Source organism: Streptomyces silvae (assembly GCF_016745505.1).
Taxonomy (GTDB): Bacteria; Actinomycetota; Actinomycetes; order Streptomycetales; family Streptomycetaceae; genus Streptomyces; species Streptomyces silvae.
In genome coordinates this window covers 1-21,619 of record NZ_JAERUC010000007.1, presented here as the reverse complement: position 1 = coordinate 21,619, position 21,619 = coordinate 1, and the positions used below count along the sequence as shown (strand labels likewise).

15 protein-coding genes and 2 pseudogenes are annotated in these 21,619 nt (G+C 70.2%); 7 read left to right on the top strand and 10 right to left on the bottom strand.

Features of this window, described 5'->3' with window-relative positions; genetic code table 11:
- From JKV81_RS01210 to JKV81_RS01200, 3 genes and pseudogenes are all read right to left on the bottom strand, one after another.
- Positions 1–104 (bottom strand): annotated as a pseudogene (locus JKV81_RS01210) (IS5/IS1182 family transposase); the annotation flags it as partial.
- Between the two features lie 193 nt (positions 105–297).
- The gene (locus JKV81_RS01205; protein WP_202074751.1) at positions 298–975 is read right to left on the bottom strand and encodes a response regulator transcription factor; all 678 of its coding nucleotides are present in this window, start codon (positions 973–975) and stop codon (positions 298–300) included.
- Positions 976–2,157: a sensor histidine kinase gene (locus JKV81_RS01200; protein WP_129265961.1), complete on the bottom strand. Its 1,182-nt coding sequence runs from the start codon at positions 2,155–2,157 to the stop codon at positions 976–978.
- A gap of 228 nt (positions 2,158–2,385) precedes the next feature.
- Here JKV81_RS01200 and JKV81_RS01195 point away from each other — a divergent pair, with 228 nt between their 5' ends.
- From JKV81_RS01195 to JKV81_RS01185, 3 genes are all read left to right on the top strand, one after another.
- Positions 2,386–2,655: a hypothetical protein gene (locus JKV81_RS01195; protein WP_202074750.1), complete on the top strand. Its 270-nt coding sequence runs from the start codon at positions 2,386–2,388 to the stop codon at positions 2,653–2,655.
- A 208-nt stretch (positions 2,656–2,863) separates the two neighbouring features.
- Positions 2,864–4,378, top strand: coding sequence for an alpha/beta hydrolase (locus JKV81_RS01190; RefSeq protein ID WP_129265963.1), 1,515 nt, complete (start codon positions 2,864–2,866; stop codon positions 4,376–4,378).
- A gap of 13 nt (positions 4,379–4,391) precedes the next feature.
- Positions 4,392–5,048, top strand: coding sequence for a hypothetical protein (locus JKV81_RS01185; RefSeq protein WP_129265964.1), 657 nt, complete (start codon positions 4,392–4,394; stop codon positions 5,046–5,048).
- 254 nt (positions 5,049–5,302) lie between these two features.
- Here JKV81_RS01185 and JKV81_RS36045 read toward each other — a convergent pair.
- Positions 5,303–5,560, bottom strand: a pseudogene (locus JKV81_RS36045) (SpoIIE family protein phosphatase); the annotation flags it as partial.
- Between the two features lie 361 nt (positions 5,561–5,921).
- Here JKV81_RS36045 and JKV81_RS01180 point away from each other — a divergent pair.
- Entirely contained in the window at positions 5,922–6,299 is a 378-nt protein-coding gene (locus tag JKV81_RS01180) for an ATP-binding protein (protein ID WP_202074752.1), read from the top strand.
- Positions 6,300–6,560: 261 nt separating this feature from the next.
- On the opposite strand, the gene JKV81_RS01175 is transcribed toward JKV81_RS01180, so the two are convergent.
- Positions 6,561–7,619 carry a LacI family DNA-binding transcriptional regulator gene (locus JKV81_RS01175; protein WP_129265965.1) on the bottom strand — a complete coding sequence of 353 codons (1,059 nt, stop codon included), beginning with the start codon at positions 7,617–7,619 and terminating at the stop codon, positions 6,561–6,563.
- 115 nt (positions 7,620–7,734) lie between these two features.
- On the opposite strand from JKV81_RS01175, the gene JKV81_RS01170 reads away from it, so the two are divergent.
- Together JKV81_RS01170 and JKV81_RS01165 are read left to right on the top strand one after the other, a co-directional pair.
- Positions 7,735–8,586 (top strand): phytanoyl-CoA dioxygenase family protein, encoded by an 852-nt coding sequence (locus JKV81_RS01170; protein ID WP_124275152.1) that lies wholly within the window; start codon positions 7,735–7,737, stop codon positions 8,584–8,586.
- A 46-nt stretch (positions 8,587–8,632) separates the two neighbouring features.
- Positions 8,633–10,006, top strand: a complete 1,374-nt coding sequence (locus JKV81_RS01165) for a sugar porter family MFS transporter (RefSeq protein ID WP_164493649.1) — start codon at positions 8,633–8,635, stop codon at positions 10,004–10,006.
- 529 nt (positions 10,007–10,535) lie between these two features.
- Here JKV81_RS01165 and JKV81_RS01160 read toward each other — a convergent pair.
- On the bottom strand, positions 10,536–12,023 hold the full coding sequence (locus JKV81_RS01160; protein WP_202074749.1) for a carboxylesterase/lipase family protein: 1,488 nt from the start codon (positions 12,021–12,023) through the stop codon (positions 10,536–10,538).
- 591 nt (positions 12,024–12,614) lie between these two features.
- Complete coding sequence (locus JKV81_RS01150) at positions 12,615–13,562, bottom strand: MBL fold metallo-hydrolase (RefSeq protein WP_202074748.1); 948 nt, start codon at positions 13,560–13,562, stop codon at positions 12,615–12,617.
- Positions 13,563–14,225: 663 nt separating this feature from the next.
- On the opposite strand from JKV81_RS01150, the gene JKV81_RS01145 reads away from it, so the two are divergent.
- Positions 14,226–17,066, top strand: a complete 2,841-nt coding sequence (locus tag JKV81_RS01145) for a helix-turn-helix transcriptional regulator (RefSeq protein WP_129265969.1) — start codon at positions 14,226–14,228, stop codon at positions 17,064–17,066.
- A gap of 515 nt (positions 17,067–17,581) precedes the next feature.
- Here the strand turns inward: JKV81_RS01145 and JKV81_RS01140 are convergent.
- The 3 genes from JKV81_RS01140 to JKV81_RS01130 all read right to left on the bottom strand — a co-directional run.
- A complete protein-coding gene (locus JKV81_RS01140) occupies positions 17,582–18,418 on the bottom strand; it encodes a fumarylacetoacetate hydrolase family protein (protein WP_202074747.1) in 837 nt (278 codons plus the stop codon).
- The gene (locus JKV81_RS01135; RefSeq protein ID WP_202074746.1) at positions 18,415–20,115 is read right to left on the bottom strand and encodes an FAD-dependent monooxygenase; all 1,701 of its coding nucleotides are present in this window, start codon (positions 20,113–20,115) and stop codon (positions 18,415–18,417) included. Before JKV81_RS01135 ends, JKV81_RS01140 begins: the two co-directional genes overlap by 4 nt.
- 43 nt (positions 20,116–20,158) lie before the next feature.
- Positions 20,159–21,619 (bottom strand): FAD-dependent monooxygenase (locus tag JKV81_RS01130; RefSeq protein WP_202074745.1); only part of this gene is annotated, 1,461 nt, incomplete at its 5' end.

Sequence of the window (21,619 nt, the reverse complement as noted above, 5' to 3'; positions counted from 1 at the left end):
TGCGTCCCGCCGCCCTGCGGCCGCACCTTCGACGGCGGGAGCAGCGGCTCCGCGATCTCCCACAGTCCGTCCGGAACAGTCCAGCTCCACGTACCCCGCCCCATGAACGACTCAGCGAGCGGGTTCTGCACAGGACACGGTCCAAGGGCCTCCCCGACGCGGTCGAGACCGTCTGGCCCCGCCCGGTCGTGCGGATCTCCTTATGCCACGCAGGATCTTGGAGCCCTGCCTGGCCGGCAGCGTCGCCCCGGCCCCGCCCTCTCGGAGCCGCGTCGACCTCCCTCTGCGCGAGGCTGGTCATTCCTCTGCGTCACGTACCAGGAGTGCGATCTGCACCCGGTTGTCGACCCCCAGCTTGGCGAACAGGTTGCCTACGTGCGCCTTGACGGTCGCGACGCTGATGTACAGCCGCTCGGCGATCTCCGGGTTGCCCAGTCCGTCCGCGACGGCCCGAGCGGTTTCGAGTTCTCGTTCGGTCAGTGCGGACAGCTGTTTCCGCGCGGCTTCGCGGGACGAGTCGCGAGCGTAGGAGGACTGCGGGCTGGTGGCTGCGGCGATCACCCGTGCCGCGGCCGCTGGGGACAGCACGGAGTTGCCGTCCGCGACGGTCCGCACCGCGTCGAGAATCCGCGCCGGTGGGGTGTCCTTGAGGACGAACCCGAGTGCTCCGGCGTGCAGCGCGCCGAGTACCAGATCGTCGGAGTCGAACGTGGTCAGCATGAGCACCCGCGGCGGCGCCGGTCGGGTGAGGAGTTCCCGGGTCGCGCTGAGACCGTCGCGGCCGGGCATCCGCACGTCCATCAGAACGACGTCCGGCCGCTGCTCGTCCACCACGGTGATCGCGTCGTCCCCGTCGGCCGCTTCCGCGACGACGGTCAGGTCCGGTTCGGCGTCGATGACGAGCCGAAGCGCCATCCGCACCAGCCGGTCGTCGTCGACGATGACGACGCGCACCCGCTCCCGCTCGGTATCCACTCATACTCTCTTTTCGTGGGTGGGGTTCGGCCAGGGTAGCTGCGCGGTGAGGACGTATCCGTTGTCGGGTGTGCGGTGGTGGCTGAGTTCTCCGCCGGCGAGGCTGATGCGTTCCGTGAGGCCCAGCAGACCGAATCCCGATGTCGGTGGTCGTGAGGTGGCCGTGGTGGTGGGGGAGTTGTGGACGCTGACGCTGATGTTGGCGCCGGCTGTTCCTTCGAGGGTGATGTGTACGTGCGCACCTGGGGCGTGTTTTGCGGCGTTGGTCAGTCCTTCCTGGACGATCCGGTAGCAGGTGCGTCCGACGGCATCGGACGGTGTTCCCGCCACGGTGCCGGTGAGCGTGACGTCCAGTCCGGATGTGCGGGCTTCGGCTATCAGTTCGGGTACGCGGTCGAGGGCGGGCTGGGGAGGTTCCGGGCGGCCCGGGTCGGCCCGGAGCACACCGAGGACATCCCGTAGTTCTTCCAGTGCCTGGTGGGAGCCGTCGGCGATACCGCGGACCAGCACGCGGCTTTCCTCCGCGGTGAGATCGCTGCGGTGGTCCAGCACTCCGGCCTGCATGGCGACCAGGGAGATCCGGTGTGCGAGTACGTCGTGCATCTCGCGGGCGATCCGGTTCCGCTCCAGGGCACGTGCCTGCGCCGCTCGTGCGGTCTGCTCACGTTCCGCGCTCTCCGCCCGGTCTCGCAAGGACCGCACTTCGACGCGCCGCCCCCCGATGGCCATGCCCATGGCCACCGCGATGCCCGCGATCAGTGCCGGGAGCGCGAGCTGGTACCACAACAGGCCGGGCGAGCTCTGGACCGGGTAGAACCCGCCGGCGAACTGTGACGCGGTCACCAAGGCCAGAGCGACGACCCCGATCTCCACCGGACGACGACGCGTGGAGATCGAAACCAGCGCGAGAAACGCGGCGCCGGAAGCGAGTGCCGACGCGGTCGAGGCGATCACGACCGTCATGGCGACGGCGAGCGGGAACCGCCGCCGCCACAGAAGCGCCGTCAGGCAGCCGAAAGCCACCAGCGGATCACCGATGACGAACCACGCGCCCGTTTCGTCCGTCCGACCCCGCAGTAACACACCGATGGACAGCCAGAGCGGTATCCCCACTGCCGCAGCCGCACCCAGCCGCCATGTCTGCTGCCACCACCCGAGCCGTGGTGCTACGTCGGTGTTCACCCAGCCATTGTCGCGAAGCCGTGCGCCCGGTGAGTCCGACCCCGGGATGATGCGCCCCCGACCAGAGTCGAATCACCGCCCCGCCTCCGGTCGAAGGCGGGGCGAACCGCAGGGCTGATGTGTCTGCCGCACCGTACGGACAGACTCGTCCATGTGCCGAGACAACCGAACACCGGACGGAGAAACGCTATGCGCAAGGGTGGCTGTACGGCCCTTGAGGCGGTCGGCATGGTGGTCACAGCCCTGGCCGCCCAAGGGATGATCCGCGCTCTGCTCAACCAGGGTTCCTCCGAGCCGCTGTGGGGCGTCCTCGACCGGGCCCCCGGCGGCCTCACCGGCCGGATGATCCTCCTCGGGCTCATCGCGCTCGTCGCAACAGTGGCCGGTGGCTGGGCACACACCCGCAAGGAACCGACCACCAAGGAACCGGCCACCAAGGAACCGGCCACCGAGCGGACCGGGGGTTCTGCTGGAATCCGCGACCGAGAAGCGATCTGACGCCCATCCGGACGACAGAGTCGCCTCTACGGCACGTGAGCCCGTGCGCCCTGGGGAGAGCATTCGCCGTCCATGCGCTCAGCCTGGCCGCCACGGTCTTTGCGACCCCGCCCGGATCGACGTGCTGGTCCGCGTGAACGGCCGGCGGCGGGGTTGTCCCGAGCATGCCCGTTTCGGCGCCCCCGTGCGCCCCTCAGGAGGACATCAGATGCGCAGGAGAACCTTGCTTCTCACCCTCGCCACCACCACCGTGACGGCGGCCGCCGTGGCGCTGACCGTGCTTCCGGACGTGTCGGTGGCGACGCCCGGCACCGCGGCGACGACGCCGGACACCGTGCGGTGGGGCCCGTGCTCGGAGAAGAGCGCCGCTCCACCCGGTGAGGCCGCGTCATCCCGTCTCGAGTGCTCGACACTCGAAGTTCCGTTGGACTACCGCAATCCCGACGGCCGGCAGATCGACGTCGCGATCTCCCGGCTGGCGAGCGAGAAGCCGTCGCAGCGCCGCGGTGTGCTGCTGACCAACCCGGGCGGTCCCGGCATCTCAGGTCTCGGCTACCCAGTCGCACTCGCCGCCTCAGGGCTGCCGCAGGACGTGCTGGACTCCTACGACGTGATCGGCTTCGACCCGCGGGGCACCGGCCGGAGCACGCCGGTGACCTGCGACCTGACGCAGGCACAGCGCAACCGCGGCAACCTGCCGCCGTACGCGCACACCGCGGCCGATGTCACGCGGGAGGCGGGGAACGCACGGACCGTCGCCGGGCAGTGCGCCACCTCCCGGACGGCGTGGATGCTGCCGCACACCACCACCGCGAACACCGCGCGTGACATGGACCGGATCCGGGCGGCTCTGGGCGAGCCGAAACTCTCGTACCTCGGTGGGTCCTACGGCAGTTACCTCGGGGCGGTGTACACGACGATGTTCCCGAAGCGCAGCGACCGGATCGTGCTGGACAGCAACCTGGGCCCCGGCGGGTACGACGTCAAGGCCACGCGGTTGCTCGCCCGGGGGATGGAGGAACGGTTCCCGGACTTCGCGGCGTTCGCCGCGGCGCACCCCGAGTACGGCCTGGGCACCACACCCGAGCAGGTGACCGCGAAGTTCTTCGAACTCGCGAAGCGGCTGGAGGCGAAGCCGGTTCAGGGCATGGACGCGACCCTGTTCCGAGGGCTCACCTTCGACCGCCTCTACAGCGACGCGTCCATGCCCCTGGTGGCCGCGATGTGGCAGGCGCTCGACAAGGACATCCCGCTGCCACCCGACACCCCACCGGCGATGGACGGAATGGAGAACTCCATGGCGGCCAGGTGGTATGTGATCTGCGGGGACACGCGCTGGCCGGGGACGGTCCGGGAGTATCAGCGCAATGTAGTGGTCGATCGGGCGAGGTACCCGATGCTCGGCGGGTCCGCGGCAGGCATCGGACCGTGCGCGTTCTGGCCGGACAAGTGGGTCGAGCCGCCGGTGCGCATCGGGGATCGGGGCCCGTCGAACGTGCTCATGGTGCAGAACGAGCGCGACCCGGGGACCCCGCTGGCCGGCGCCCAGGAGCTGCGGCGGGCGTTCGGGAAGCGGGCCACGATGGTGACGGCCGACCAAGGCGGGCACGGCGTCTATCCGTTCGGCCCCAACACGTGCGCGAACGACGCGGTGACGACGTTCCTGACCACCGGGCAGCGCCCGCCGCGGGACCTCGCCTGCGCGGCGGAGCCGAGTGAGTAGCGGGAGCGGAGACATGTTCAAGGAGTGGCGACATCGTCGTGCCGTGCAGCGGGTCAAGCCCGGCGACGGGCGACCGTTGAAGGGGTTCCGCTGGTGGCAGATGCTTACCCGCGCACTGTTCCATCTTCGGCTGATGGGTGACGGCGGTCGGCAGGCGGTCTACACCGTCGACGTAAGGCATCAGAAGCAGTCGTCGAACGGCCACGTCAAGGCCCATCTGTACCTCGATGGCAGGCATCACGCCGAGTCCAGAGTCCCCGCTGTCTTCCCTGTCCCGGGCGGCACCGTCGAAGTGAGGACGAGCAATTTCGGGCTCAAGCGCTGCCACTACGTCACCGCCGAGGGCGCCGAGTTCCAGCTCGTCCCGGACACCGCCTCCGCCGAGGGACGGCGCGCGCGTCTCGACCGCGCTCACCCCGCGCTGAGCCGCTCGATCGGTTCCCTCTCGGTGATGGTGCTCGTCATCGGCCTGGTCCTCCTTATCCTTCAGCTCGTCGAACAGGTCACCCGGGACCCGGAGGGCCTCGCCCAGTACGTCGGGAGCTTCACCTCGCCCGCCGATCTGCCGGGCTGGGGCAACGCCGTGCTCGGACTCGTCACCGTGGCCGCCAGCACGGAGCGGGCGCTGCGGCTGCGCTACAGCAGGCTGCTGGATGGCGGCGCGGGCTGACCCCGCGTCTTCGGCGCCACCGGGTCGAACAGGGAAAGGTGATGCCGCGAGCGCTGCACCACCCCCGATCAAGCGGGATCGAGCGGGACACAGCCGGATTTCTGTGTCCCGCTCGATGGCCACCTCGGGAGAGCGGAGAGCGTTCCGGCGCCCGGGGCCCGTCCTGGCCCTGAAGGCGCGGGCGGACCCGGAACTTCTCCTACATCGATCGCCATCGGATGCTGCTCGATTCTCGAAACCTGGTTCGGGCTGTGTCAGACGGTGCCCGGGCGGCCGTGCCAGTCCAGGCATACAACCAGGGTGTCGTCGGGCCGCCGGCCCGGCGCCGCGGGGCCCCAGAAGTTCCTGCAGCATCGTCCTGGGTACTTGGGAAGCGGGCAGCAGCCGTGTACTGGTGATTGCCCTGGCCAATGCCCGCTGGCCGTACTTTTCGCCCCCGGTGAGAGGGCGTCGCAGACGCCGTCGCTGATGAACAACAGCCGGTCCCCGGGCTCGGCCTTGAAGCGCTGCGGCGTGTTCGGACGGATGAGGTCGTCTCGCTGCCGGTGGTCCGGGACCCGGACCGTGGGATCCGCAGATCGGTCTCGTGCCGAGGGAGAGCACCATGTGCGACCGCCTTGAGGGGCCGGTCTTTGCCGGGAATCCGAAATGTCATCCCCTGTAACAGATTTTCTGCACGCCGAATGACGGTGTTCCGTTGCCAAGCGATGTCGGAGAACTGCGCCGAGACGTGTGGGGCCGGAAAGGGAGGGCAAGCTCCCTGTCACCGTAAAGCGGAACAATCGACAAGGAGTGGGGTGAATAGACGTGAATGGCTCGAAGATCACCATCGGTGCTACGCCCTCCACGCCTTCTACGTCCTCTACGGCACGGATGGTGCGGGGCGGCAGTACCGAAAGTATCCACCGGGCTCGCGAGGCCGCCCGCGGATTCGCCTGCGGCCTTGTCCCGGCCCCGGGCTCCGACACGGTCGACACTCTCGTCCTGGTGGTCTCCGAACTCGCCACGAACGCGCTACGTCATGGCGGCGGCCGGTACGCCCTTGAACTGTCCGCCACGAGGGACGCGTTGACCGCCGCGATCAGTGACCCCAGCCTGGTGCCCCCGCGCGAGCGTGCACCCGACCTGAACGGTGGCAGCGGCGGTTTCGGCTGGCACATGGTCCGCCGTCTTACCACCGGCCTGACCGTCGCCCCCGGCCCCGGTGCGGGCAAGACGATTCGTGCCCGGCTCTCTCGCCTCGGGACCTGAACGGTCGCAGGTTGCTCGCGCAGGCGTGTGTGTGGGGCAGGGAGCTCCCGACGGGAGGCCGGGATCGCTCTTGGTGCGCCGGACTCATGGCGCACGGCCGTCCCCTGCAGAGGTGATGGGTCGCGTGCCGCTCCCTGTCGGCGAGGGTGACCCGGGCTTCCCGCTCGGGCGCAGCTGGTTTCGTACACGTGAGAGCGATCTGTGAGGTTTCGCCACGGTGATGTCGCATCATCTGAAGGTGGGCTGAGTGTCGATGGCGCTCTACGTCGCGGGGACAGCCTCAAGTTGTCGTCCGGAGGGCCCGGGCCGCTGGGCAGTGCTGGCGCGTATCACCAAGCGGTGCGGGGCCGTGAGGTCCGAGGGAGAGACCTCGTTGTCCGGACTGTAGATCCGATCCGCCAGGCACTGCAGGGCGAGCCGAGCGATCTGCCGTTTGTCGGGGGAGACCGTGGTCAGCGTCGGGCGGCCGTACCGGCCGTCCTCGATGTCGTCGAAGCCGACAACCGCGAGTTCCTCCGGAACGCGCACACCCTTCTGGTGCGCCATGTGCATGACGCCCAGGGCGAGTTCGTCACTGAAGGTGAACACCGCGTCCGGGATCTCGCCGCCGCTGTCGAGCAGGTCTGCCATAGCCAGGGCGCCGTCCTTGCGGTGCAGAGTGTTCACGGTGCGTTCCCACTCGGGCCGGGGTGTGACGCCGGCTCGTCGCAGCGCCCTGCGATAGCCCTCGGCGCGCAGGTCGGATGTTCCGTTGTGCAGGTGCGGCTGCAGGCCGATGGCCGCGATACGGCGGCGCCCCTGCATCAGCAGGTGAGTGGTTGCCTCATCCGCGGCGCTCACGTTGTCGACGGCCACGCGGTCGGCGAAGCCCTGAGGGCTGCGCTCACCGAGCAGTACGATCGGCAGGGATCTCGCGGTCGACGCAAGTTCCTGAGCGGTCAGCGCCCACGGACTGATGATCAACCCGTCCATCACGCGTCCACCGCTGCCGGTCAGCAACCGGCGTTCCGCCTCGGCGTCACCCAGTGTCTGATCGATGATCACGGTCCACGCGCGATTCCGTGCCTCCTCCACGATCAGGCCCGCGAGCTCCGCGAAATAGGGGGAGTGCAGCTCCGGGATGGCCAGCCCGATGATGCCGGTGCGACCGGCCCGCAGGCTGCGCGCGGCGAGGTTGGGCCGGTATCCCAGTTCGTCGATCGCTTCCTGGACCCGCCGGCGGGTGTCCGCCGCGACCCGCGCGGAACCGCTGACCACGTTCGACACGGTGCGCGCCGAAACCCCGGCGCGGGCGGCTACATCTTTCAGGCTGCTGCTCACCACGCCATCCTGACATGCCGCCGCCGACAGGGATCAAGATTCTCGGCCGCAGCTATTGCAACGTTGAAATCATCGTTGCAGCATGTCTCGGACAGTCTGCTGCAAGGAGGCACGCATGAGTCCGCACGCGCACCCCGGAATCTCCCCGGCCGATCTCGACGTGAACGTGAGCACCGAGGTCGAGGCCCTTTACTCGCTCGGCATCACGGCTCGCAAGGGCGCGTTCACCGCGGAGTGGGCCGACCGCCTGCACGAGGACATCGAGGCCGCCTTCCAGGAAGCGCTGACGCGGCCGGGCGGCACCGTCGGACGCGGTCCGCACCGCTACTACGTGGAGATTCACCCCGAGCAGCTGCGCGGCTTCGTCGAACTCGTCGACCATCCCTGGGTGCGTTCGGTCTGCGAGGCCGTGCTCGGCGCCGACTACCGCATCGTCGAGCTCGGCTTCGACGTGCCGCTCGAAGGCGCCGTCAACCAGCCCTGGCACCGGGACTTCCCCCTCCCCGAGGAGACCCGAGCGGAGCGGAGGCTCACCTCCCTGGCCTTCAACGTCACCGCCGTCGACACGGAGGAGGACATGGGCCCCTTCGAGATCGCGCCGGGCACCCAGTGGGACGACAACCCGGAGTTCGGACACGGCATGTTCCCGCCCCGGTCCCACTATCCGCGCTACGAGGAGCGCGCCGTGCGCAAGTACCCGCAGCGCGGCGACATCTCGGCGCGTAGCGCCCTCACCATTCACCGCGGCACGAGGAACGACTCCGCGAAGTCCCGGCCCGTGCTGGTTCTGGGGGTGGACGGTCCTGAGGCTGCCAACGGCGAACGGCATGACACTGCCGTGACCCGCGCCTTCTGGGCGGCGCTGCCCGAGCGTGTCCGGCGCCATCTGGACTGTCCGGTCGTCGACGAGCTGGCACCTATCACCCAGAAGCACACCATCGAGGGGCTGGTCATGGGCGATGCCTGAGCTGACAGTACGGCGGGGAGGCGACCGTGCGCCTGCGGACAGGGACATGCACAGCTCGCGCATTCCCGCTGCGGTCTACGCGGTCTCGGCCGTCTCCGCCCTGGGCGGACTGCTGTTCGGCTACGACACCGGAATCATCTCCGGCGCACTGCTGCACCTGCGGGAGGATCTGGGCCTGACCTCTCGTGAGCAGGAGATGGTCGTCAGCGTCATCCTGCTCGGAGCCATGGCCGGGGCACTCGTGTCGGGGCGGCTGGCCGCGCGGCACGGGCGGCGCAAGGTCGTCATCGCGGTCGCGGTGGTCTTCGCCCTGGGGGCGGGGGCCGCCGCCGCGGCGCCCGGCGTGAACAGCCTCATCGGCGCCCGCTTCGTCCTGGGGCTGGCGGTGGGCGGTGCATCGAGCATGGTGCCGGTGTATATCGCCGAACTCGCCCCGGCCCGGATTCGCGGACGGCTCATGGTGCTGTTCCAACTGATGGTCGCCATCGGACAACTCATCGCCTATCTGTGTGGCTGGGCCCTTGCGGACAGCGGCGGCTGGCGCACGATGTTCGCCCTGGCCGTCGTACCGGCCGCAGCTCTGGGCGTCGGCATGGTGTTCCTGCCCGAGAGCCCCCGGTGGCTCGTCGGGCGCGGCAGGACCGACCAGGCGCTGGCGGTCCTGACCCGGCTCAGGCCGACTGGATTCGACGTCCAACAGGAGATCACGGACATCGAAGCGGCCGCCGACGGTGCCGCAGCCGGACGCTGGCGGGACCTGGGCCGGCGCTGGGTGCGGCCGGCCTTGCTGGTCGCCGTCGGTATCGCCGCCTTCTCGCAACTCACGGGGATCAACGCGATCGTCTATTACGCTCCCACCATCCTCGTGGACGCCGGCTTCGGGGACTCCGCCGCCCTCGTGACAGGTATCGGAATCGGCGTGATGCTCGTGATCGCCGGCATCGTCGGAGCAGTGGCGGTGGACCGCGCGGGTCGTCGGCGCACGATGCTCTGGTTCCTGCCCGGGTCGGCCATCGCCATGGCCGTCCTGGCGCTCGCCTTCCTCGGTCCGGTCGACTCATCCGCGCAGAGGTGGACAGTGATCATCGCGCTGTTCGGCTACATCCTCTGCAATGGCATAGGCATGCAAGCCGTGGTCTGGCTCATCGGTCCGGAGATTCTGCCGCTCGCGGTACGAGGCCCGGCTACCAGCCTGGCCACAGTCACCCTGTGGGGCTTCGATCTCGTCATCGCACTCAGCGCACTGACAGCGATAAAGGCCATCGGTCAGTCCGGAACCTTCCTGATCTACGCACTGATGAACGTCGCCTGCATCGTCTTCGTCGTGGCGAAGGTTCCGGAGACCCGGGGCCGTTCCCTGGAAACCATCGAAAGCGCCCTGCGCCGCGGCGGCTCGTTCCGCAAAGCACTGGAGCCCTGACCAAGGAGGGCCCGTCGGACAGGCCCGGATGCCGTCGAACGAGGACACGGCCCCGGGCGGCGAGAGCGGCACGGGCCGGGAAACCTGCACGCATGGTGGAACTCCGGGCTCACGCACCTCGGCGAGGACGGCGCGAGCCTGCTCATGCCAACGGCTGAGCGCCAGCAACAGAAGGCGGAGAACGTGCGGAGGTACTGCCGCCGTTCCCGGTGGCGAACGCCGCAGTCACGGTCTGCTCGGAACCGAGGGCAGTTGGCGCTGAGCGAGGGCCTGACGGCGAAGACACGGCGGGCGTTGTCGGACGGCGAGGCTCCCACCTGCGGGTCTCGCCGGTCAGGGCGAGCATGGGCATCCAGGCCACGCCCGCCTCCTCACCCTTGGCAGTTCGGGCTGCCGCACGTCGAGGACCCGCCGTACGTGCTCCGCCCGCTCACTCACGTCCTGCTCTCGGTTGATACGGGGAGGTGTTACCCGTGCACCCCGGGGCGCTGTCCCCGCCCTCCCTGTGTCCGCGGGCCGGCCATGACCGTCAGCCCGCGGACGGACTCGGTTCGGGTCGCCGCCCCGGGACGGTCTCCCACTCCTCTGCGATGCGCATGAGGTGTCCGTTCCCGCGCTCGTACGGAGCCCAGCCCGGTGCTCCGGTCCTGGCGAAGGCGATCCATGCCGCGTGTGTACGGGCGGCGAGTTCGGCCGGCGGCGCCCCGGCACCGAGCAGGGCGTCGGCACCGAGCAGACCGGGCTGGTCGGTCACATCGAAGACGAAGGGCACCTCGACGGTGTGCGCCGCGCCCAGTTCACCGCCCAGAGCGGGAGAACGCCAGGCGAACTCGTAGCGGAAGGTGCGGGAGCCCGCGTGTGCGGCATGCGCGTCGACGAGGTCGCGGCTGCCGGCGACGAACAAGGCCTCGGCGATGAGGGCGGAGCGCAGTTCGCCGGCCGTGGCTCCCGGACGGCTGCGGCGGAAGGAACAGACATACCGCGCGGGGTCGGGGCGGAACAGGGCGGCGGTGGCCTCCACGTCGGCCGTCGTAGACGTGCCGAGCGTGCCGAACGGGGCCAGGTAGAGATTGCCCTCCTCGGCGTTCGTGCCGATCAGCAGGTCCACGCTCGCGCCCTGACCGTCGGCGACGGCGTCGGCGGGCTGACGGTCGAGGACCACGCTGAACGGGCTGAGCCCGATGAGCGGATCGGTGGCGGTCGCCGTGCGCATGTCGATCCCCGAGAGGCCCGGCATGATCTCGACGAGACGTTCGTCGGTGATCCGCGCGAACGCCTCGATGTGCGGTTCGACCCCCAGCTTCACGGCCACGCCGGCCGTCACCCGCGCTGCCTGCTCGGGCGTGAACGCCCCCCGTCCGTTGCCGCTTTGGACGATCGCACGCGTGATGAGTCTCTCTGCTGCGGGATCAGCCAGGACGGCACAGGTGATGGTGGCACCCGCCGACTGACCGAACAGCGTGACGTTCCCGGGGGCCCCGCCGAAGGCGGCGATGTTCTCCCGCACCCAGCGTAGGGCTTGGAGCACGTCGAGCAGACCCCGGTTGCGGGGGGCTCCGGGCAGGTCGAGAAACCCGGGGATGCCGAGCCGGTAGTTCACGGTGACGAGCACGACGCCGTCACGGGCGAAGCGGCTGCCGTCGTAGAGGGGTGACCGGTTGGATCCGGCGACGAAGCCGCCGCCGTGCACGAACACCATGACCGGTGCACCGGGCGGCGTGGTCCGGGGTGTCCAGACGTTGAGGGTGAGGTAGTCCGGCCCCCGCACCCATCCGGGCCCGAAGTAGGCCGTCATCTCCAGTGCGCCGAGGCGGCGCGGCGCCTGCGGCGCGGTCGGTCCCCATTCCGTGGCGTTCAGTACCCCCTCCCACGGATCGTGCGGTCGCGGGGCCGCGAAACGGCCCGCGCCGACGGGAGGCGCGGCGTAGGGAACACCGAGGAACACGGCGTGGTGGTCGCCCTGGCTGCCGCGGACCGCGCCCTGCGCGGTCCGAACGACGAGGTTGCGGTCGGTCAACGGACTTTCCTTGTCGGCCTGTGAGTCGTGAGTCAGTGAGTTGGTGAGTCCGGTACGGCTGACCGGGGAGGCGAGGAGTTTCTTCTGCGAGGGCCCGCCGAGTCGGCCGGCGGGCCAGCCCGTGGGTACGGTCCCCGTCGGCCGACTGCCCCGGACCGGCTGCCGGGTGCGCGGCGGTGCCGTTTCAGACCGCCGGGTTGTCGAAGATCCAGCGGGCCAGTGCCACGAGCCTGCCCTCCATGCTCCCGACGGTGACGTCCCCCGGGGTACGTGAACTCGACCCCGCGCACGGCCTCCTGCACCTGCGAACGGCCGTCCCACTCTGCGCCCCCGCGCTGGTTACGCCCTCGGAACCAGGCTCCCGCCCATGTTCCGGCGCCTTCCTCGTACTGGGAGCGGATCGCGTCGGGGCTCCATCGATCGATGTTCGACACGGTGCTCAGCAGGTCGTACGCCCGCCCTGGAGCGGCCGCGACCCAGGCTCGTCGGGTGACGCGGTAGCCGGTCACTGCGAGGACCGCGGTCGTGTTCTCCGGGTTCCTGGGCAACGTGGTGGACATGGGGCTCCTCCCTCAAGGACGGGCGGTCGGATCAGGTGCGGGAGAACGGCCCCCAGTTGGTCAGCTCGAAGCCGGAACCCCGGCGGCGCATTTCGAAGGCACCGTGTCCGGGCAGGTGCGCCGGGAGCACGAGGGCGTTGTTGTCCGCGGCGTGCGCGAACATGCGTGCACGGCTGGCGCGAGCGCCGTCCTCGTCCTCTTCGAAGCAGCTGTTGATGTGCGGCTCGTGCACCTGGATCGCGCCGTGCAGGAGGTCGCCGGCGAAGATCGCGCGGTCGCCCCCGGACTCCAGGTGGATGATCGAGGTGCCGGGGGTGTGGCCGGGGGCCAGTTCGAGGCGGAGGTGGGAGTCGATGGTGTACGACTCGTCCCAGGTCTCCACCAGACCGGCCTCGACGACCGGGTCGATGCTGTCCTCGTAGACGTTCTGATTGCCCCGCCCGAACACCGTGTTGTGGAGGTTCTCGGGCCTCCAGTACTCGAAGTCACGCTGCGGCATGAGGTAGGTCGCGTTGGGGAAGGTGGGGACCCAGTCGCGGCCTTCGAGCCGGGTGTTCCAGCCGACGTGGTCGTCGTGCAGGTGGGTGTTGACCACGATGTCGACGTCTTCGGGCCGCACGTCGACAGCGGCGAGATTCGCCAGGTAGCCGGTGTTCAGATAGGACCAGATCGGTTGCAGCGGGCGGTACTTGTCGTTACCCGCGCCGGTGTCGATCAGGATGATCCTGCCCTCGCTGCGCAGCACCCAGGACTGGGTGGCGGCACGAGTGAGATCGGTGTCCGGCTCCCAGTGGTGGGGGGCCAGCATCTCGGTGTGCCGCTGCCACTCCTCGGGCTTGCTGCCGGGGAAGAAGACATCCGTCGTCATCGGAGTGGTGTCGGAGTACTCCATGACGCGGTGGATCCGCACATCACCGAGTTCGATGGTGCTCACCGTCGGAGTCCCGGTCTCGGAGGACGGGGAAGCAAGGGGGGACATTGTTCTCCTTCGAAGGTTCGGATGTCTTCCAGCCTGCGAGCAGACGGTGCCTCGGGGGTATCGGTCACGTGACTGCACTTCCCCGTGGGGCGGGCCCGGGGCCGTCCGCAGTGAGGACGGGCAGTCGGCGCACCGTGCGGATGCGGGGCCGGAACCGGGGCGCAGTGGCCCGGTTCCGGTGCCTGGCGACCACCTGGCGCACCAGCCGTGGGGTGACCGCAGGGCCGTCAAAGCGCTGTTCACGCAGCGCGGGCCGGACTGCCGGTACTTACGGGGCCTGCGACACGGCCCGGGAACGCGTCCGGAGCGAGCCGGGCTCCGCCTTCGTGCGGCAGCCCACCGTGACCGACGCCACGGACACCCCGATACGCACGGTGGATGACGTCGGCGTGCGGCGGCCGGTCCGGGGGACCGGGGAGTCCGCGTGGTCGCTGCCACCGCCGGGCGCGTGGTGAGCGAGGTGGTGGGGAGCAGGAGGCCGCATGGGTTTCCTGTCCACGGCGGGCCGCAGGTCCGGGTCGCCGACCGCAGGCGTCGTCCGTCGTGTGACCGCACCCGGGATGCTGTCCGGGATGTGCCGAGAACGCCCTGGTAGCTTCGATGCGCGGGATGCGGTGATCGGAGACGTTGAGCCATGGAGAGACCGCCACGTCTGGAGAACCGGTGGACGAGTACACAGTGACAACCGCCTGCCGCCGCAGCGGCACCGCCGTGGTCAGGGGAGCCGAGCTGGACAGGCTGGTCGCAGCGGCGACCGCGCCGGGCGCGGCGGAGCCCGTGACGAGGCGGGTGGATGCTCTGCTGACCGTGGTGGGAGGGGCCGGAGCGGGCAAGACCACCCTGGTGGAGGCGGTCGTGGCGCGCTTCACCGCGGACGGCGGCCGGGTACTCAGGGCCGACAGCAGCCAGTCCGAGACCGACCTGGCGTTCTCGGGACTGCACCAGCTGCTACGTCCGGTCCGCTGGCGGATCGACGCTCTGCCCCCCGGGCAGCGCGGGGCGCTGCACGTCGCTTTCGGAATGGCGGAGCGAAGCGAGGCGCCGGGCCCGATGCTCATCAGGACAGCGGTCCTCACCATGCTGTCGGACCTAGCCGCCGAGCGCCCGCTGCTGGTGGTCGTGGACGACGCCCAGTGGGCCGACCGCGCCTCGCTGGACGCTCTCTCCTTCGTCGCCCGGCGTCTGGCCGACGAACCGGTGACGCTGCTTGTCGCCACCAGGGACTCCACGCTGCTCGGGCTCGCCCATCAGGAACCGACCCTCACCCTGGAGCCCCTCGACCGCAGCGCGGCGGAACGGCTGCTGGACTTCCAACCGCGGGTGCCCGCCGGACCCACCCGGGCGTCCATCCTCGACCAGGCAGGGGGCAACCCCCTCGCCTTGGTGGAACTGGCCCGGGCCGCCGACGACCACGACTGCACGTCCCGCACGGTCCACGGCCCGCTTCCGGTCACCGAACGGCTGGGGCGGATCTACGCCGACCGTCTGGCCGCACTGCCCGCCGAGACGCGCCGCGCGCTGGTGCGCCTGGCCACCGTCGACAACGAGGACCCGCCGCACACCGTGCTGTCCTGGCTTCCCGACATCGGCGATCCGGTGTGGGCGCCCGCCGAGGAGGCCGGACTCGTCCGGCGAAGCGGGGGACGATTGCGCTGCGACCACCCGCTCTCCCGCCTCGCGATCTACCACACGGCCCCCGCCGAGGAGCGGCGTGCGGCGCATCTGGGGCTGGCCGAGCTGTTCGGCGACCAGGATCCCGACCGGCACGCCTGGCACCTTGCCGCCGCTACCTCCGGGCTGAGCGCGGCGGTCTCGGCCCGACTCGAAGGCAGCGCGAACCGAGCACGTCACCGCAGTGGCTACGCGGCTGCCGCCCACATGCTGGAACGGGCCGCGGACCTGCACCCCGACCGGGGCGAGAGCACCCGGCTGCTTGCCGCCGCGACCAGTGCGGCGGTCCTGACCGGCCGGCTCGACTCCGTCGAGCGGCTGGCCGCACGCACCCGCGCCGGCACCGACGACCCGACGGCCGCGGCCCTCGCCGCCCTCCAAGTCGGCCGGCTCATGACGCTGACCAGCTCGCACAACGCCGCCTTCGGACAACTGATGCGCCCCGCCGCCGCCCTGGCCCACACCGATACCGCGGCGGCCTTGGAGGCCCTGGCCGCCGCCGCTGTGGTGCGCTTCTACTCCGGTGACGCGGCCCAGTTGCACGAGATCGAACGCCTGCTGCCCCTGGCCTCGGCGCCCCCCGGCCACCGTCTCGGAGAGCGGGAGACGCTCCTGGCGGGCTGGACCTCGGTCGTCGCGCATCCGGACGCCGCCGACGCGGGCTTCACCCTGCGGCTGCCCGCCCTGATCGCGGTCGCGCGAGAGGAACCCCAGACGCTGCTCCTGCTCGCCGTCGCGGCCTGGCTGCTGGACGAGACGGAATTGGCCGCGCGTACGTACGACGCGGCCTTCGCCTCGTGGACCTCGCAGGGCCCGCTGCCGGACGGCCTCGGCGGGATAGCCGCCCTCGCCTATCTGGAACAGGGCCGGTGGGCCCGTGCGCAGGCGGCCTGTGCCGAACTCGCGGCCGTCGCGTCGTCGGTCGGTCTCGACCATGCCGTGGCCTGTGCCGCCGCGACGGAGGCGCTGCTGTGCGCGCTGCGCGGTGACGTGGCCGGGGCCCGCGCCCGGGCGCAGCACGCCCTCTCGCTCGTCGACCCGCAGGAGAGCCGTTCTGTCCTCGCTCTCGCCCACCGCGCGCTGGGCACCGCCGCCACCGTGGAAGGCGATCACGAGGCCGCCCACCAGCACTACCGTGTGCTCTTCGACGACCGGGGCAACTCCACGCACTACCACCTCTCCTACCCGGCGTTGCCCGAGCTGGCGGCTGCCGCGGCCCGGGTCGGCCGTCGCGAGGAGGCCACCCGGATCGTGGACGGAGTCGAGCGGTCCCTGGCGGACGCGGGCGCGTTGGCGCCGCGCAGGGCCGCGCTGGTCCGTCTGAGTCGGGCGGCACTCGCCCCCGCCGAGGAGGCCGAGCACCACTTCACGGCGGCTCTGGAGGCTCCCGCGCTCGCCCGTCGGCCTTTCGAGCGTGCCCAGGCACTGCTGGCGTACGGAGAGTGGCTGCGCCGCCGCCGCCGTATCTCCGACGCCCGTCCGCCGCTGGTCGCCGCCGAGGCCGTCTTCCGGCGGCTGGCCGCGCAGCCCTGGGTGGCGCGGGCCCAGTCCGAACTCAGGGCCGCTGGTGCCCAGAGCGGCATCGTGGAACCGGACGCCTTCGCCGGCCTCACCCCGCAGCAGCAGCAGATCGTGCGGCTGGCGGCGCTGGGACTGACCAACCGTGAGGTGGCCGAGAAGCTGTATCTGTCCCCGCGCACCGTCAGCTCGCACCTCTATCGGGCTTTTCCCAAGCTGGGCATCACCGTGCGCTCCCAATTGCGGCATGTGGTCGATGCCATGACCGCTGACGGAGACGCGGGTCGAGACATCGATGCGAGCGGCGGGGCTTGATCGCTGCGCACCACGGCTGTTGGTCCGGGGTCTTGGGGAAAGCAGCCGTCCTGTCGGCACCGCGCCGTGAGCGGTGGCTCACGGATGTCGTGCCGCCGGCCTCGGCCCCTCGCGGACCTAGGCTTCCGCGGCCAGGACAACGACATCGTCGGCCCCGTGATCGTCACCGGAAGAATGGTCCTGACCTGCGCTTTTCGTCACATCGCACGCTGTTACGTCTTTTCGATGACGTCGCATGTTGCGTGCGTGGTCATTTCGGAGCCCGCCACAAAGGGATCCTGACCTGCAGTTTCCCACGGTTCTCAAGCATGGCCGGATCCGCTCGACATGTCCCCCCCGGACACGACGTGGAGTGCGCGGAATTCCAGGCAGACTTGGGGTGGGCCGCCACATCTGCCGTGGAGACGAACCGAGTCTCGCGCTTTCACGGAGTGGGGTGTTCGATGCTTGATGGACCAGGGGAGAGGGGCCCCTGGCCTGCCGGTAGCCGTGCCCGGGCTGCCGCACCACGCCGGTCAGGAGACCTCGCGGACAGTGTTGCGAAGCGTCCCGAGTCCGGTGACTTCGACTTCGACGACGTCACCGTCGACAATGAAGCCCGGCGGCTCCATGAAGAGTCCGACACCACCCGGCGTGCCGGTGACGATGACGTCGCCGGGGGAGAGGGGCGTGAACGAGGCGACGTACTCGATGATCGACGGAATGTCGGTGATGAGGTCGCCCACCTTGCCGCGCTGGCGCACCTCACCGTTGACCAGGGTCGTCAGCTCGAGTTCGGCGACATCGCCGACCTCGTCGGCCGTCACCAGGGAAGGACCGAAACCCCCGGTCCCCGGCCAGGTCTTACCGGGCAGCCACTGACTGGCGGCACGCTGCCAATCGCGTACGGAGAAGTCGTTGTACACGGCATAGCCGGCGACGTGGTCGTAGGCCTCGGTCTTGGAGATCCGGTGCGTGGGCTTGGAGATGACCAGAGCCACCTCGCCTTCGTAGTCGAACTGCGCGGAGCCCGCCGGCTTGAGGGCGTCCTCGCCGTGCCCCATCTGGCTGTCGGCGTAGCGGGCGAAGACGACCGGTGCCTGAGGGGCCGCCTTACCGATCTCCTCCTGGTGAGTGCGATAGTTGATTCCGATGCAAATGATCTTGCCGGGCTCCGGTATGACCGGAGCCAGCCGCACGTCACTGAGCGCCACCGGGCGGTCGGTGTAGTGCGCCAAGGAATCGAGAGCGTCCGCCGCTATGGCCTCGGCGAGCGAAGGCGCGGTTGGGGTCGCGTCGTAGACGGTCTCGGCGTCGAGACGCCCCCAGGCGATGCTGTGGTCGGCGCGGTAGTAACTGACGAACTTGCTCATCGGATGCTCCTGTTCAGTGGCGGGCGGGAGTGCGGAAGTCCGGAGTACGGGTCATACGTTCGGGATCGGTCATCGATGAAGAGGCGGAGGCGCTCGACGACGCGTTGCTCGCCAGGGGCGTCGAACACCGCCGCGACGTAGCGGTCGGGGCGCACCGCGACGAAGACCGGAAGGGTGCTGGCGTCCGAGTTGAGCACCGGGCTGGTCTCGGTGACCATGCCGTCGATCGGCTCGGCGCCCGGTGCGCGGACGTACAGTCTGTTCGCACCGATCCTGGCCCAGTAGGCATCGACCGCCGCGTCGGGCGGGCCTCCGATCTGCAGCAGCGCCCACCCGCGCCCGAGGTGGGCGTCGAGTCCGCGTTCGGCACCGGTGACGTCGCGTACGACCGGTTGGCTCAGGGCGCGGCCGACGGTCACGGTGTCGAGGGTGACGCCGCGGGCAGCGACGGCGACTCCGCCGGTGTAGTCGGGTGGTGCGATGAAGCGCATGTTGGCGAGGAACTCGCGTATGCGGGGTATCAGGCCGACCGTGCGGACGACGGTGTCGCGTACGCGCGTGACCACCGGGTGGGTCGCCATGACGACTGCGCCGATGCGGCGCGAGACCGTCACCATCGCTGCTCCGTGGGCACGGCGCTCGACCTCGTACGAGTCCAGCAGCCGCTCGGTCGCGCCGCCGCTGATCGCCTCGATCAGCTTCCAGGTGAGGTTGGCCGCGTCGCGAATTCCGGCGTTCAGGCCCTGGCCGGCGAACGGCGGCATCAGATGCGCGGCGTCACCGACGAGGAACGTGCGCCCCGCACGGTACGTCCGTGCGACCCGCTGGTGCGCGACGTACACGACCGCACGGCGCACGTCGTCCGGCGTCAGCTCGTCCCGGAAGCGCGGCACGACCAGCGCGCGGATCCGCTCCGGCGTCGTCATCTCACGGGGGTCCTCGTCGTCGAAGAGCATGAACTCGATCCGCAGGCGTCTCTTGACGCCGGGCACGAGCACGTACGGCCGTTCCCCCTCGGCGTACGCGTGGGGCCAGTCGGCGCGCTGCGCGAAGGAGAAGCTGTAGGCGAAGGTCGGGGTGTCGAGACGTACACCGGGGTAGGTGTTGGCCAGCCAGGTGCCGCCGACATCGGGGTGCTTCTCGAACGCGACGAACGGTACGCCCGCCTGTCTGAGCCGGTACATCGCCGCGATACCGCTCATCCCGGTGCCGATCACCGCGACGTCGAAGTCGCGGTCGGGTGCGACCTCGTCGACGTGCCACGTCGGTGCTCCCGGACGCTGCGCGACCAGGTCGAGCTCGTGCATCATCAGTGCCGCGTCCTCGGCACCTGCCCCGCCCGTGATGAAGTCGACGATGGTGAGTGCTTCCTGGGGCTCCAGGAGGCGGGGCCGGGTGAGCCCCTCGTCGCGGACGCGCTTGAGCGCGGACAGCGCGAGCTCACGCGCACGGGCCTGCGCGTCCTCGCTCATGCCACCGTGCGCGGGCGGGGTCGTGTCGACGGGAGTGAGCGGGGGGCGCAGCTCCGTCGGGATCAGCGTGTGATCTCCGGTCAGCGCCGCCAGCGCCGTGAGCAGCGACGGCAGGTCGGCCTCCGCGACGATACGTTCGAGGAAGGCGTCGTCCTGCTTGATGGGCGTGTACGCGTCGCGCCAGTACACGTCGTCGATCTGGGCGACCTTACTCGGGTCGGTCATCAGCCCTCCATCGTGTTCGGGGTTCTCTCGGGGTATGCCGGGATCACGCGATGCAGGCGGCCTCGAAGACCTTGCCGAGTACGTCGTCGAGTTCCTGGGAGAGGCACTCGGCAGCGATCACATGGTCGGGGCGGACGATGACGGCGCCGACCGGGCGCGCGTCGAACCAGGCGCGCAGGCCCGCCTCCCCGCCGAGGTCGCCGATGACGGTGACACCGGCCGTGGCCCGCTTGCGCGCCCACGGCAACTGCGCGGCCGGCACCATCTGCACGAGGCGGGCGCCGAGCCGGTCGAGCGTGGCGAGACGACGGTCCGACAGGAACGCCGTCGGGTCGTTGTTCCAGGTGAGGATCCTCCAGCCCTGCCCGGTCGCGTCGTCGAGCAGCATCTCGACGCCGTCGGCGTCGGTGGCCGTCGGCTGGGGGAAGATCGACCCGGCCAGACGGGGCACGTCGCAGTCGGGCAGCGTCTTGAACGTCGGCAGCGGCGTGTGCACCACCACACCCCGGTCGAACTTCGGCTGCGGCTTGAACGCCTGCCGCCTCTGGGCCTCCCGCTCCTCGGGAGTGCGGTTGGCGGCGATCCGGTCACGCTCGGCGGCCTTCAGCGGATCGTGGTCGGTCATCTCCTTCGCCATCCCGAGGGAGACGGCCACCATCTGCGTGACGTGGCCCAGCCGTTCGGTCTCGTACGTGTCCAGCAGACCGTCGGCCGCCAGGCCCTTGACGGTGGCGGCCAGCTTCCAGCTGAGGTTGAAGGCGTCGCGGATCCCCGAGTTCCAGCCCTGGCCGCCGACGACCGGCATGACATGGGCAGCGTCGCCGGCGAGGAAGATCCGCCCCTGGCGGAACCGGCCGGCGATGCGGGCGTGGTGCCGGTAGACGCGACGGCGGATGATGTCGAGCGCGGACGGGTCCGGCACGTGCGGTGCCAGCAGTCCGAAGACGAACTCGTCGTTCTCGACGTCGGCCTCGCCCTCGCCCTCGAAGAGGGTGAACTCCCAGCGTCGGATGCCGTGGGGCAGCGCGATGGAGGCGTAACTGCGGGCCGGATCACCGCCGAAGACGGCATGCGGCGTTCCGATCGGGGCGTTGGCGACGTCGATCACGATGCCGTCGGACGGCCGGGTCTCACCCTCGAACGAGATGCCCAGGCGCTTGCGGGTGGGCGAGGCTCCGCCCTCGGCGGCGACGACGTACGTGGCGCGCACCGTCTCGCCGTTCGCCAGGGTGGCGACCACGCCGTCCGCTTCCTCGGCCAGGCCGGTGACCTCGGCGCCGAACCGTGCGGTGGCGTTCGGGAAGCGGTCCAGGCCGGCGAGCAGCACCTGGTCGACCAGTGGCTGCACGAAGCCGTTGCGCCGCGGCCAGCCGAACTCGCGCGTCGTCGGGTTCACTTCGGAGAGGATCACCCGGTCCCCGTTGACCATGTAGATCTTCTGGTCGGGGATGGTGTGGGGGAGCACCTCGTCGACGAGGCCCGCGGTCTGCATCGCGCGCAGTGC

Bases quoted from the DNA above. Each gene is read 5' to 3' on its own strand.
- JKV81_RS01195 (WP_202074750.1), top strand. From the start codon at position 2,386: ATGGTGGTCACAGCCCTGGCCGCCCAAGGGATGATCCGCGCTCTGCTC.
- JKV81_RS01190 (WP_129265963.1), top strand. From the start codon at position 2,864: ATGCGCAGGAGAACCTTGCTTCTCACCCTCGCCACCACCACCGTGACG.
- JKV81_RS01185 (WP_129265964.1), top strand. From the start codon at position 4,392: ATGTTCAAGGAGTGGCGACATCGTCGTGCCGTGCAGCGGGTCAAGCCC.
- JKV81_RS01180 (WP_202074752.1), top strand. From the start codon at position 5,922: ATGGTGCGGGGCGGCAGTACCGAAAGTATCCACCGGGCTCGCGAGGCC.
- JKV81_RS01170 (WP_124275152.1), top strand. From the start codon at position 7,735: ATGAGTCCGCACGCGCACCCCGGAATCTCCCCGGCCGATCTCGACGTG.
- JKV81_RS01165 (WP_164493649.1), top strand. From the start codon at position 8,633: ATGCACAGCTCGCGCATTCCCGCTGCGGTCTACGCGGTCTCGGCCGTC.
- JKV81_RS01150 (WP_202074748.1), bottom strand. From the start codon at position 13,562: ATGTCCCCCCTTGCTTCCCCGTCCTCCGAGACCGGGACTCCGACGGTG.
- JKV81_RS01140 (WP_202074747.1), bottom strand. From the start codon at position 18,418: ATGAGCAAGTTCGTCAGTTACTACCGCGCCGACCACAGCATCGCCTGG.
- JKV81_RS01135 (WP_202074746.1), bottom strand. From the start codon at position 20,115: ATGACCGACCCGAGTAAGGTCGCCCAGATCGACGACGTGTACTGGCGC.